The 12,703-nt window shown below is 73.2% G+C and carries 11 protein-coding genes and 1 pseudogene; 6 read left to right on the forward strand and 6 right to left on the reverse strand.

Going from position 1 to position 12,703, the window contains the following annotated elements; genetic code table 11:
- Positions 1–81 precede the first annotated feature (81 nt).
- A complete protein-coding gene (locus AB0873_RS02795) occupies positions 82–1,389 on the reverse strand; it encodes an extracellular solute-binding protein (protein ID WP_366598153.1) in 1,308 nt (435 codons plus the stop codon).
- 216 nt (positions 1,390–1,605) lie between these two features.
- Positions 1,606–2,367 carry a maleylpyruvate isomerase family mycothiol-dependent enzyme gene (locus AB0873_RS02800; RefSeq protein ID WP_155330093.1) on the reverse strand — a complete coding sequence of 254 codons (762 nt, stop codon included), beginning with the start codon at positions 2,365–2,367 and terminating at the stop codon, positions 1,606–1,608.
- A 70-nt stretch (positions 2,368–2,437) separates the two neighbouring features.
- On the opposite strand from AB0873_RS02800, the gene AB0873_RS02805 reads away from it, so the two are divergent.
- Entirely contained in the window at positions 2,438–3,532 is a 1,095-nt protein-coding gene (locus AB0873_RS02805) for a UDP-N-acetylmuramate dehydrogenase (protein WP_366598154.1), read from the forward strand.
- A gap of 4 nt (positions 3,533–3,536) precedes the next feature.
- On the opposite strand, the gene AB0873_RS02810 is transcribed toward AB0873_RS02805, so the two are convergent.
- Both AB0873_RS02810 and AB0873_RS02815 read right to left on the reverse strand, forming a co-directional pair.
- On the reverse strand, positions 3,537–4,331 hold the full coding sequence (locus AB0873_RS02810) for a class I SAM-dependent methyltransferase (RefSeq protein WP_366598155.1): 795 nt from the start codon (positions 4,329–4,331) through the stop codon (positions 3,537–3,539).
- Complete coding sequence (locus AB0873_RS02815; RefSeq protein WP_366598156.1) at positions 4,331–5,095, reverse strand: SDR family NAD(P)-dependent oxidoreductase; 765 nt, start codon at positions 5,093–5,095, stop codon at positions 4,331–4,333. Before AB0873_RS02815 ends, AB0873_RS02810 begins: the two co-directional genes overlap by 1 nt.
- 171 nt (positions 5,096–5,266) lie before the next feature.
- Between AB0873_RS02815 and mshA the strand changes: the two genes are divergently transcribed.
- The 4 genes and pseudogenes from mshA (at position 5,267) to AB0873_RS02835 (ending at position 8,466) form a co-directional block, all read left to right on the forward strand.
- A complete protein-coding gene (gene mshA / locus AB0873_RS02820; RefSeq protein WP_366598157.1) occupies positions 5,267–6,616 on the forward strand; it encodes a D-inositol-3-phosphate glycosyltransferase in 1,350 nt (449 codons plus the stop codon).
- Positions 6,617–6,661: 45 nt separating this feature from the next.
- A complete protein-coding gene (locus tag AB0873_RS02825; RefSeq protein ID WP_366598158.1) occupies positions 6,662–7,219 on the forward strand; it encodes a YbjN domain-containing protein in 558 nt (185 codons plus the stop codon).
- A gap of 167 nt (positions 7,220–7,386) precedes the next feature.
- Positions 7,387–7,605 (forward strand): annotated as a pseudogene (locus tag AB0873_RS02830) (hypothetical protein); the annotation flags it as partial.
- Between the two features lie 492 nt (positions 7,606–8,097).
- A complete protein-coding gene (locus AB0873_RS02835) occupies positions 8,098–8,466 on the forward strand; it encodes a hypothetical protein (RefSeq protein WP_366598303.1) in 369 nt (122 codons plus the stop codon).
- A gap of 512 nt (positions 8,467–8,978) precedes the next feature.
- On the opposite strand, the gene AB0873_RS02840 is transcribed toward AB0873_RS02835, so the two are convergent.
- Together AB0873_RS02840 and AB0873_RS02845 are read right to left on the reverse strand one after the other, a co-directional pair.
- Positions 8,979–10,295 carry an MFS transporter gene (locus AB0873_RS02840; RefSeq protein ID WP_366598289.1) on the reverse strand — a complete coding sequence of 439 codons (1,317 nt, stop codon included), beginning with the start codon at positions 10,293–10,295 and terminating at the stop codon, positions 8,979–8,981.
- A gap of 93 nt (positions 10,296–10,388) precedes the next feature.
- Positions 10,389–11,744 carry an MFS transporter gene (locus AB0873_RS02845; protein WP_366598159.1) on the reverse strand — a complete coding sequence of 452 codons (1,356 nt, stop codon included), beginning with the start codon at positions 11,742–11,744 and terminating at the stop codon, positions 10,389–10,391.
- Positions 11,745–11,894: 150 nt separating this feature from the next.
- Here AB0873_RS02845 and AB0873_RS02850 point away from each other — a divergent pair, with 150 nt between their 5' ends.
- On the forward strand, positions 11,895–12,662 hold the full coding sequence (locus AB0873_RS02850) for a phosphoglyceromutase (protein ID WP_155330101.1): 768 nt from the start codon (positions 11,895–11,897) through the stop codon (positions 12,660–12,662).
- Positions 12,663–12,703: the final 41 nt, after the last annotated feature.

Below are 12,703 nucleotides of genomic sequence, written 5' to 3' on the forward strand. Positions count from 1 at the left end.
CCCGGGTACTCCTTTCCACGCCGCCCGCTCCCCACCGGCCCGGCGCGACGGTTCGGGGGCCGGTGGGGCAGCGGGGAGCGGTTACTTGGCGGCGGCCTTCTTCGCGTTCGTCACCGCGTCGGTCCAGCCCTGTTCCGGGCTGCGCTGGCCCAGCTCAACGGTGCGGACGGCGTTCTCCACCTCGGTGCGGACGGCCTGGTTCTTCGGGCCCATGTAGACCGGCTTCAGGCTCTTGGCGCCGGCGGCGAAGATCTGGCCCACCGGGGCGTCGGAGAAGTACGCGTTGGTGGCCCCGGCGATGGCCGGGTCGTCGAGCGCCTGCGGCGAGGACGGCAGCGGTCCCTTGGCCTTGAACGCGCCGATCTGGCCCTTGGCGCTGGTCAGGAACGTGGCCAGCTTGACCGCCTCGTCCCGGTGCTTGCTCTGCTTCGGTACGGCGAGGTAGGAGCCGCCCCAGTTGCCGCCGTTACCGGGGACGCGGGCGATGTCCCACCTGCCCTTGGCCGCCGGGCCGGCGTGGCCCTCGATGACGCCGGTCATCCAGGCCGGGCAGGCGATGGTGGCGAACTTGGCCTGCTTGAACGCGGAGACCCACTCCTCGGACCACGCGCCGTACTTGCCGGACAGGCCGGAGTCGATGATGTCCATGGTGGTGTCCCAGGCCTGCTTCACCGCCGGGTTGGTGTCGACCACCAGGTTGTCGCCGGTGTCGTAGTAGTGGTAGCCCGAGCTGTTGCCGGCGGTCTGGAGCACGATCGTGTTGAACGTGTTGGTGGCGGCGTCCAGGAACGACGCCCCGGTCTTCGCCGCGGTGAACCGCTCGCCGACGCGGACGTAGTCCTGCCAGGTCGGCCAGAGCGCCGACACGGCGTCCCGCTCGGTCGGCAGGCCGGCCTTGGCGAACAGGTCCTTGCGGTAGCACATCGCCATGCCGCCGACGTCGGTGCCGAGGCCGATGAGCTGCTTGCCGTCGGCGGTGAGGCCGGCGTTCCACTTCCAGTCGAGGAAGTTGCCCTTCAGTTCGGCCGCGCCGTGGTCGAGCAGGTTGACGAAGTTGCCCGGGTTGGCCTTGTACTCGACGAGCAGGCCCTCCTCGATGGCGACCACGTCACCGGCGCCCTTTCCGGCGGCGAGCCACTGGGTGAGCTTCGGCGAGTACTCGTCGAGGTTGCCGCCGGTGCCCCGCTCGACGATCTTCACGCCGGGGTTGGCGGCCATGTACTCCTTGTACAGCTCGTCGTAGCCGAACTGGCCGAACACGTCGACGGTCAGCGTGACCGTGCCGTCACCGGCGTCGTCGCCGTTCCCGCCGCAGGCGGTGGTGGCGAGCAGGGTGGTGGCGGTGAGAAAGGCGACCGCCGCGAGGCGGCGGCGCGAGGTGGCACCCATGTCTCGGACCCCTCTCAGGTCGGGTGGGTGGTGGTCGGTGGAACTGAGAGAGCGCTCTCTCACAGCCTCGCCCGACGCTGCGCCCACTGTCAAGAGAGCGCTCTCTCAACCCCGTGGCCCCACGCCGCAGGAAGCGGTACACGGCGAAAGAGTGGCTGTTCCGCGCGGAACAGCCACTCTTTCGGAGAAGGTCGCGCCCTACCGGACGGCGGAGGGTCAGCCCACGCGGAGGCCGTCCAGGAGGTGCCGGTCACCGGTGGCGGTCAGGGTGTCGAAGCTGACCCGGCCCCACAACGCCAGCAGCAGATCGCTCGCCGTGCCGACGACGTGGACGCGGGCGTGGTGGTCGTCGTGGTCGAAGATGGTCGCCGTGTCCAGCAGGGCGACGCCCTCGCCGCGCAGCCGCAGGAACCACTCCTGCGCCGCGTCCGGAGCCGACAGGTGCACCACCCCGTGCCAGGGCCCGCCCGGCCGGCGCCGCCCGGCGGGCAGCCACGTGTCCAGCACCTCGCTCACCCCGTCGGCCGCGAGCTTCGCCTCGATCGGCTCACCGGCGGCGATGGCGAGCTGGGCGTCCCAGCGGTGCACGGCCGTCTCGTGCGCCATCCGACGCGGCCAGAACCCGGCCTTCTTCGGCTGGGGAGCCCAGTTCCACGCCGGCGCCTCCGGGTCCAGCGTGTCGAAGCGGGCCATGAGCTGGTCGTACGCCTGCTGCCAGAGCTGGAGCGGAGTCTCGCCCGGCCCCGCCTCGACCGGCCGGGGACGATCGGCCGGCGCGGTGGTGCCGGGCGTCCCCGCGACGCCGTGCACCCAGCGGTAGATCCCGGCGAGGTGCAGCGTCAGGTCGGCCACCGTCCACCCGGGGCAGGACAGCACCGGCGTCTCGGGCGGCGCCTCCGCGACCGCCGCGGCGAACGCCCCGCCCTCCGCCCGGAGTGCCCCGATCCAGAAGTCCTTCGTGCCGTGCAGTCTGCTCATCGCCATCCTCCCGGGGGTGACCCGGCTACCAGTGGGTGCCGCGGCTACCCCTCAGCCTAGGGTGAGGGGCGTGTCAGACGTCCATACCCAGCCGACAACTGGCGCCGAACCGGACGCCGGGTTCCACCTGGCGCCGTACACGACACTGCGCCTGGGCGGCCTGGCCACCCGCGTGGTCACGGCCACCACCGCCGACGAGATCATCCACGCCGTCCGGGAAGCGGGGGAGCGGGACGAGAAGATCCTGATCCTCGCCGGAGGCAGCAACGTGGTGATCGGGGACGCCGGCTTCCCCGGAACCGTGGTGCTGGTCCGCTCCCGGGGCGTCCAGGTCGTCGCGGAGGACGCCGACACGGTGACCGTACGCGTCGAGGCCGGCGAGCCGTGGGACGACTTCGTCGCCACCACGGTGGCCAACGGCTGGTCCGGCCTCGAGTGCCTCTCCGGGATCCCCGGCTCCACCGGCGCCACCCCGATCCAGAACGTCGGCGCGTACGGGCAGGAAGTCGCCGAGACCGTCACCGGCGTGCAGGCCTACGACCGGGTCGCCGGCACCACCGACCGGATCGCCGCCGCCGACTGCGGTTTCATGTACCGGTCCAGCATCTTCAAGTACAGCGACCGGTGGGTGGTGCTGTCGGTCGACTTCCGGCTCGCGCGGTCGCCGCTGTCCGGCCCGGTCCGGTACGCCGAACTGGCCCGGGCGCTCGGCGTCGACGTCGGTGACCGCGTTCCGCTGGCCGACGCGCGGGCCACGGTGCTGCGGTTGCGGGCCGGCAAGGGCATGGTGCTCGACGCCGCCGACCCGGACACCTGGTCGGTCGGGTCGTTCTTCACCAACCCTGTGCTCGACCGGGCCGCGTACCAGCGCCTGCGGGAACGGGCCGCCGACATCGGGGAACCACCGTCCTGGCCCGGCGCGGGGGACACGGTGAAGGTCAGCGCGGCGTGGCTGATCGACAAGGCCGGCTACGGCAAGGGCCACCCCGGCCCGGACGGCGCCGTCACCATCTCCACCAAGCACACGCTGGCCCTGACCCACCGCAGCGGCACCGCCCGGACCGCGGACCTGGTGGCGCTGGCCCGCGAGATCCGCGCCGGCGTGGAGTCCCGCTTCGGCGTGACCCTGCACCCGGAACCCATCCTGGTGAACTGCGCCCTGTAACCCGTCAGCGCGGCGCTACGGCGTCCCAGGGCAGAGTCAACCGGCCGTGGCGCCAGTCGGCTGGCCGGTCGAGGACCGGCCAGCCGGCCTCGCGGACGGCGGTGACGGTCCTGAGCCAGCGTTGGCGGGGGCCGTAGGGGGCGTACGGGGCCGCCGACCGCCAGGCGGCCCCCAGGGCCGTGAGCAGGGCGTGCACGGGTTCGCCGGGCACGTTGCGGTGGATCAGCGCCTTCGGCAGGCGTTCGGCGAACTGGGCGGGACCCTCCAGGGTGGCTAGCTTCGCGGCCAGGGTCAGCGAACGCGGGCCGCCCGCGTCGAGCAGCACCCACGCGCCGAGCCGGCCCAGCTCGTCGCAGGTCCCCTCGACCAGCCGGCCACCCGGGGCGAGCGCCCCGGTCATCGTCGCCCAGGCGCCGGCGACCTCGCCCTCGTCGTACTGGCGCAGCACGTTGAACGCGCGGACCAGGGCGGGACGGAGCCCGGCCAGCTCGAATCCGCCCCGGGCGAAGGCGAGCCACGGCGGGTCGGCGGCGGGCTGGGCGGCGGCCACGCGTACCGGATCGATCTCCAGCCCGACCACCCGCACGTCGGCGCGGACCGCGGCGGCCAGCCGGGCCCGCAGTTCGACGGCCGTGACCGGGGTGGCGCCGTAGCCGAGGTCCACGACCAGCGGGTCCTCGGCGGTCCGGAGAGCGCCCCCGCAGGCGTCGACGATCCAGTTGTCCACCCGGCGCAGCCGGTTGGGGTTGGTCGTCCCCCGGGTGACGACGCCCTGCGGCCGCCGCGCCGACCCTGCCATCAACCCACCCGGTGCACCTTGTGCTGGGCCGCCTGCGCCAGCGGGCGGACCACCAGCCGGTCCACGTTGACGTGGTGCGGGCGGGTGGCGCACCAGGCGATGCAGTCGGCCACGTCGTCGGCGACCAGCGGGTCGGGCACCCCGGCGTAGACGGCGGCCGCCCGGTCGGTGTCCCCGTCGAAGCGGACCAGCGAGAACTCGTCCGTCCGCACCATCCCGGGGTCGATCTCGACGACCCGGACCGGCCGGCCGCACAACTCCAGCCGCAGCGTGCCGGCGACGGCGGTCTGCGCGTGCTTGGCGGCCGCGTAGCCGCCCCCGCCCTCGTACACGGTGAAACCGGCGGTCGACGACACGACGACGATCGTCCCGGCGCCGGAGGACTCCAGGGCGGGCAGCAGCGCCTGGGTCACCCGCAGGGTGCCCAGCACGTTCACGTCGTACATCCACTGCCAGTCACCGACCGAGCCGCTCGCCACCGGGTCCAGGCCGCGCGCACCGCCGGCGTTGTTCACCAGCAGGGTGACCGGCCCGGGCGCCGCCGCGGCCGCCGCGGCGAGCCCGGCCACCGACTCGTCGGAGGTGACGTCGCAGGCCACCGCGGTGGCCGAGCCCCCGGCGGCCGCGATCTCCGCGACCAGGTCGGCGAGCCGGTCGGTACGGCGCGCGGCGGCCAGCACGTGGAAACCCTCGGCGGCGAGGCGGCGGGCCGTTGCCGCACCGATCCCGCTGGACGCTCCGGTGACGACGGCGACTGAGGTCATCCGCTCATTCTCACCCCCGGCCGGGGCCGGTGGCGTGATGAGGTCCGTCACGCCCGGGGCCGCCGGGAGGCATTACCGATCCCCGATCGGGAAGATGACATCCGGCGTCGGGGTTGACCGAGAAGCGCCGGTCGTGCGGAACGGCAACAACCGTGACAGAGGGAGCGGGACGTGGCGGAACAGCACACCGGTGTCGGTCGTCAGCGGGGTGCCCGCCCGTGGCCGCGGCCCCGCCGCATCGCCACCCTCTCCGTGCACACCTCACCGCTGCATCAGCCGGGCACCGGCGACGCCGGTGGGATGAACGTCTACATCGTCGAGGTCGCCCGGCGGCTGGCCGAGGCGGACGTCGAAGTGGAGATCTTCACCCGGGCGACCGCCGGCGACCTGCCCCCCGTGGTCGAGATGGTGCCCGGCGTCCACGTCCGGCACATCACCTCCGGTCCCCTGGAGGGGCTGACCAAGGAGGAGTTGCCCGGCCAGCTCTGCGCGTTCACCGCCGGGGTGCTGCGCGCCGAGGCCTCCCGCCCACCGGGCCACTACGACCTGATCCACTCGCACTACTGGCTCTCCGGTCAGGTCGGCTGGCTCGCCAAGGAACGCTGGGGCGTGCCGCTCGTGCACAGCGCGCACACCCTCGCCAAGGTGAAGAACGCGCAGCTCGCGGTCGGGGACCGGCCGGAGCCCAAGGCCCGCGTCATCGGCGAGGAGCAGGTCGTCGCCGAGGCCGACCGCCTGGTCGCCAACACGAAGGTGGAGGCCGGCGACCTCATCGACCGGTACGACGCCGACCCGACCCGCGTCGCCGTCGTGGAGCCCGGCGTGGACCTGGCCCGCTTCCGGCCCGCCGCCGGTGACCGGGAGCGGGCCCGCGCGGACGCCCGCCGCCGGCTCGGCCTGCCCGCCGACGGGTACGTGGTGGCGTTCGTCGGCCGGATCCAGCCGCTCAAGGCACCCGACGTGCTGATCCGCGCGGTGGCCGCCCTGCGGGAGCGGGACCCGGCGCTCGCCGACGAGGTGACCGTGGTGATCTGCGGCGGCCCCAGCGGCAGCGGGCTCGACCGGCCGACCGCACTGATCGAGCTGGCCGCCTCGCTCGCCGTCACCGACCGGGTGCGCTTCCTGCCGCCGCGGACCGGTGACGCCCTGCCCGCCCTGTACCGGGCCGCCGACCTGGTGGCGGTGCCGTCGTACAACGAGAGCTTCGGGCTGGTGGCGCTGGAGGCGCAGGCCTGCGGCACGCCCGTCGTGGCGGCCGCGGTCGGCGGCCTGGTCACCGCCGTCCGCGACCAGGTGAGCGGCGTCCTCGTGAGCAGCCACGACCCGGTCGACTGGGCCCGTACGCTGGCGCGGCTGCTGCCGGACGCGGGCCGCCGGACGGAGCTGGCCCGGGCCGCGGAACGGCATGCCCGCAACTTCTCCTGGGACCGCACCGTCGCCGGCCTGCTCGACGTCTACGGCGAGGCGATGTCCGAGCAGCGCGCCCGCCTGACGTCCGAGCTGGTCACCTGCTCCTGGTGAACCGGTGCCGCGCGGGGCGGTCGGGGCGACCGTAGAGTGGGTGCGATGAGCGGGAAGAGCGATCTCGGGGCGTTGATCGAGTCGGTCTGCGACGAGCGGGACCTGGCCTGGGAGTCCACCGGCCCGAACTCGTACGCGGTCACCCTGCCCGGCACCCACAAGCTCAAGACCGTCTGCAACCTGATCGTCGGCGAGCACGCCCTGCGGGTCGAAGCGTTCGTCATGCGCCAGCCGGACGAGCGCCGCGAGGAGCTCTGGGCGTGGCTGCTCCAGCGCAACGCCCGCATGTACGCGGTCTCCTTCTCCATCGACGCCGTCGGCGACGTCTACCTGACCGGCCGGGTCAACCCGGCGGGCGTCGACGCCGACGAGCTTGACCGGCTGCTCGGAGCGGTGCTGACGTACGCCGACGAGTCCTTCGACACGATGCTGGAGATCGGCTTCGGCACCTCGATCCGCAGGGAATGGGAGTGGCGGGTCAAGCGCGGCGAATCGACCGCGAACCTCGCCGCGTTCGCGCACCTCTTCGAACCCTCCGCCGCGAGCACCGGCCCGGTTGCCGCAGACAACGGCCCGGCCGCCGGAGGTTCGGACCGGTCCTGACGGGTATGCCGCACCGCGCGGTGCGGCACTTGGGACCCGCCGCGTGCCGAGGACGGACTGTCGAGGAGCGTGAGCGTCCCATGGCTCAGCGAAGCAGCTCAGGTCGCGGTGGGACTGCGACCCGGACCGGACGGCAGGCGGGGAACCAGACCCCGAACACACCGGACATCTCCGAGACCGCGATCTCCCGCATGAAGGTGGACGAGATCCGCGGGCAGTTGCGCCGGCACGGCGTGTCCGGCGTCTCCGCACTGCGCAAGCCGGAACTGGTGAAGACCCTGGCGAAGGCGTTGCGGTCGGCGCGGCGCGGTGGCGGGGCGGCCCGGACGGGCACCGGCCCCGCCGGCCGGGCGGCCGGCACGAAGGCGTCGGCGGGCCGCGCGGCGGCGACGAAGAAGGCGGCCGGGCGTACCGCGAAGGCGGCACCGGCCCGCGCGAAGGCCGTGCCCGCCAACAAGGCCGCGCCCGCGAAGAAGGCCGCGGTGAAGAGGGCCGCGGCTCGCAAGGCGGCGCCGGCGAAGAAGACGACGGCGGTGAAGAGGGCGGCACCGGCGAGGAAGGCGGCACCGGCGAAGAAGGCGGCGGCCGCGAGGAAGGCGGCACCGGCGAAGAAGGCGCCACCGGCGAGGAAGACGGCGGCGGCGAAGAAGGCGGCGCCGGCCAGGAAGACGACGGCGGCGAAGAAGGCGCCACCGGCGAGGAAGACGACGGCGGCGAAGAAGACGGCGCCCGCGAGGAAGACGGCGGCGGCGAAGAAGGCGGCACCGGCGAGGAAGACCACGGCGGCGAAGAAGACGGCGCCCGCGAGGAAGACCGCGGCGGCGAGGACCGCGCCCGCGACGAAGGCGGCAGCGGCCCCGTCCGGCCGGGGTACGGGGGTGCGGACCGGGCGGACCACGTCCCGGTCGGTCCTGTCCTCGCAGGTCATCTCCTCGCCGGCCGATCGGCCCGAGCGGCCCGGCCGCAGCCTGGTCACCACCAACCACGCCGTCATCCGACAGTGGGCCCAGCAGCGCAACGCGAGACCGGCCACGATCGCGGGCACCGAACGGGAGGGCCGCGCCGGCGTGCTGACGTTCAACATGCCGGGTTACCGCGAGAGCAGCCGGGTACGGGAGATCACGTGGGACGAGTGGTTCCAGACCTTCGACCAGCGGAAGCTGAACCTGATCTACCAGGAGCAGATGCGGGACGGCCGGCAGAGCAACTTCTTCCGGACCGAGTCACCCGATCGGGAGGACGCCTGAGGTGTTTGCGGGAATGAGTCACGGGTATGCGCTGTTGGCCACAGCAGGACCCGTGACAGCGGACACCCCGGGTGGGACACCGGTGCTGTGACCGGCGAGACAGCCGGTTCAGGTTGAATCCGCAATCCGGGCGAACTAACTTTATTGCACCGCGCTGCGCTCGGTTCCGTTCGGGGGAGCGGAGGATCGATCAGATCCGTGCAACGAGCGAGGCGCGGGGGACGGGTGGACCAGCACCGTTGGGGGACGGTGGCCACCTGTTTGGACCGGCGGCGCGAGCGGGTGCCGCTTACGGGGGTGAGTGCCGCCCGCCGCCGCCGGTCATACGCGCGAAACGCCCATCACGATGTCGTCGTGGTGGGCGTTTCGCGCGCGCGGCAGCCGCGACGATCACCCCCTCGCGCCTGCCAAGATCCGGACAACTTCGGGAAAGAGTGCCCTGCCAGCGCGTCGAGGCCACTCTTTCCCCGAAGTTGCGCCGCCAGGTCAGGGCGGCGGCGCGGGAGGGGCGGTCAGCGGTCCGTCGCCAGGGCGGGCTCGCGGCGGGTCGCCAGGGTCCGGCGCAGGGCGGCGACGCGGCGCTCGCGCGGTGGGCCGGCGAGCAGGTGACAGCCCGCGGCGAGCAGGCCCAGGGCGCCGACGATCAGCCAGTGCCGCTCGCCGAGGTACTGGAGGCTCACGCCGCCGAGGGTGGGCGCGACGAACGACGCCGCCGGGAACGCGAGGTAGAAGACCGACTGGTACCGGGCCCGCAGCTCGGGCGGGGCCAGGTCGGCGTTGATCTGCGCGTTGGGCGGGGCGGCAAGCATCTGGCCCACCGTCCAGACCACCGCCGCGGCCAGGTAGACCCAGAGCTCGTCGGCGACGGCGAGGGCCGCGAAACCCGCCGCCAGCAGCGCCGTCGAGACGGCCAGCACGTGGTCCTTGCGGTGTCGGTCGATCAGCCGGGGTACGAAGAGCTGCCCCACCACGATGAGCACCCCGCCGAGCGCCACCACGGCGCCGTACGCCGAGGGGCGCAGCCCGTCCGCCCGCATGGCGAGCGGCATGATCGTGGAGGTCTGCATGGTCAGCACGGCCAGCACGAAGGTCAGCCCGACGAAGGCCAGGAACACCCGGTCGGTCAGCGCCGTGTGCAGCCCCGGCCGCCGTACCCGCCCGGGCCGGTCCGCCCGCCCGGCCTGATCCGCCCGCCTGAGCTGGTCCGCCCGCCCGAGATGATCCACCGGCCGGCGCGCGCGGCGGGCGTCCGGCAGCGTCTCGGGCACCTTCGCGGCGATCACCAGTGCCGCGATCAGGGTCGCCCCGGCGTCGACCAGGAAGAGCGCGAGGAAGCTCGCCTCGGCGAGGACGCCGGCGAGCAGCGACGCGACCGCCATGCCGAGGTTGAATGCCCAGAACTGGAGGTTGAAGGCCCGCGACCGGCGCTCCTCGGGCACCACGTCGACGATGGCGGCGACGAAGGCGGGGCCGGGCATCGAGTGGGCCACCCCGACCAGGGCGCTGAGCACCGCGATGACCAGCAGGTGCCGGCTGAACGCGAGCGCGACCATCAGCGCTGTCGTCGCCAGGTGGGCGGCGAGCAGGGTGGCCCGCCGCCCCCAGCGGTCGGCGAGCACCCCGCCGAGCAGGACGCCGGCCGCTCCACCCAGCCCGTACGCCCCGACCACCGCTCCGGCCAGGCTCTCGCTCGCCCCGCGTGCCGCGGTGAGGTAGAGCGAGAGGAAGAGCATGGCGAAGGCGCCGGCGCGGTTGATCAGAAGGCCGGCCCAGAGGTACCAGAAGGTGGCGGGAAGCCCGCCGACGGTGTCGTGCAGCCAGCGGCGCAGCACGTGCCCTCCGAACAGTCTTGTCTCCTGAGCGAACCGTTCCCGACCGTAGGAAGGTCAACCCGCCCGCGCCAGCGTGTCGCGCGTCACGCCTTAACCGGTGGTGACCGTGCTGGTGCGCGTACCCCCGTCGGCCGCGCCCGGGAGCGGAGCGGCCGGTGCGGTCGCCGCCGCCTCCGCCGCCTCCGGTGCGGGCGGGCGGAGCGCGACGGCCGGGACCACCGGCGCCGCCGTGCGGAGGGCGGTGGCGCGACGCTCACGGGCCGGCCCGGAGATCAGGTGCGCCACCGCCATCAGCCCACCGATCACGGCGCAGCCCAGCCACAGCGCGGTGTTGCCCGCCTGCTCCCGGACCAGGCCGCCGAGGATCGGCGCGACGGCGCCGGCCACCTGCCAGGACAGCGAGAAGACGCCCTGGTAGCGGCCCCGCAGTTCGGTGGGGGAGAGTTCGGCGATCAGGGTGGCGTTGGACGGCGAGTTGAGCATCTCGCCGACGGTCCAGATCAGCACGGTCAGGCCGTAGAACCAGGCGGTCCCGGCGAACGCGGTCAGGCCGAACCCGACGCCCATCACCACCGCCGCCAGGGCGAGCACGTGCGAGCGGCTACGCCCCTTGATCAGCCGCGGGACGAAGAGTTGACCCACCACGATCAGCACCCCGTTCAGGGCGATCACCGAGCCGAACGTGGCCGGGCTGAGACCCGAGTCGCCCATGGCGATCGGCAGCATCGAGATGTGCTGGAGGAACACCAGGGCACTGAAGAGGTTCAACGCCACGAAACCGAGGTAGACGCGGTCGCCCAGGATGGTGCGCAGCGCCCCGACCGGTGCCGCCGGCCGTCCGGCGAGGGCCACCACCGGCCGGCGGGTCTCCCCAACCTTGAGGAAGATGATCAGCGCGGTGACCAGGGTGGTGGCGGCGTCGACCACGAAGAGCAGCAGGTAGCCCGCCTCGGCCGCGACGCCGGCGAGCACGGCGGCGCAGGCGAAGCCGAGGTTGATCGCCCAGTAGTTCAGGGAGAAGGCGCGCAGCCGGTCCTTCTCCGCGACGACGTCGATCATCATCGCGCCGAACGCGGGACGCGCCGCCTCGGCGAAGAGGCCGAGCAGGAGGGCGCCGAGCCCGACCGCCCACAGGTCCCGGGCGAAGCCGAGACCCAGCATCATGGTCGCGGCGCCGAGGTGGGCGGTGAGCAGGGTCGGGCGGCGGCCCCAGCGGTCGGTCAGGGTGCCGCCGACGGTGCTGCCGACCGCGCCGCCGACGCCCCAGAGGCCCAGCACCAGGCCGGCCTGGGAGGCGGAGAAGCCCCGCTCCTGCGTCAGGTAGATGGCGAGGAAGACCAGGACGAACGAGCCGAGCCGGTTGATCAGGGTGCCGGCCCACAGGTACCAGAAGGTCCGGGGCAGTCCGCCGGCCGTGTCCTGTAACCAACCCCGCATCGTCCGCACGTCGGCGCCCCCGTATTCGTAATGACCGGTGTCATGACAGCGCCTTACAACCTAGTGTCGCCGCCGGGCGGTGGTCACCGGAATTTCCACGTGGTGGTCGTCACGACCCTTCGCGCGCGGGCCGGACGCCGGTGCGGCAGGATGATCGGCATGACTGCTAGCGATGGGCCCACCGTCGGGACGCTGGTCCTGCTGCGGCACGGCGAGAGCGACTGGAACGCGAAGAACCTCTTCACCGGCTGGGTCGACGTCGACCTGACCGCCAAGGGCGAGGCGGAGGCGCGCCGCGGCGGTGAGCTGCTGCGCGAGCACGACCTGCTGCCGGACGTGGTGCACACCAGCCTGCTGCGGCGGGCGATCCGCACCGCCGAGCTGGCGCTGAACACGGCCGACCGGCAGTGGATCGCCGTACGCCGCTCGTGGCGGCTCAACGAGCGCCACTACGGCGCCCTGCAGGGCAAGAACAAGAAGCAGACCCTCGACGAGTACGGCGAGGACCAGTTCATGCTGTGGCGCCGCTCGTACGACACGCCGCCGCCGCCCATCGCGGACGACGACGAGTGGTCGCAGGTCGGAGACCCGCGCTACAAGCTGCTGCCGCACGAGCTGATGCCGCGCACCGAGTGCCTGAAGGACGTCGTCGAGCGGATGCTGCCGTACTGGTACGACTCGATCGTGCCGGACATCCTGGCCGGTCGGACGGTGCTGGTGGCGGCACACGGCAACTCGCTGCGCGCCCTGGTCAAGCACCTCGACCAGATCAGCGACGAGGAGATCGCCAAGGTGAACATCCCGACCGGGATCCCGCTGCGGTACGACCTCGACTCCGAGCTGCGACCGCACAAGCTGGGCGGCACCTACCTCGACCCGGAGGCGGCGAAGGCGGCCGCCGCCGCGGTGGCCAACCAGGGCCGCTGACGCGTTCGAGTGTTAACAAGGGCCCCCTCCACAACGGCAGG

It is taken from the genome of Micromonospora sp. NPDC047707 (assembly GCF_040704235.1).
Classification (GTDB): Bacteria; Actinomycetota; Actinomycetes; order Mycobacteriales; family Micromonosporaceae; genus Micromonospora.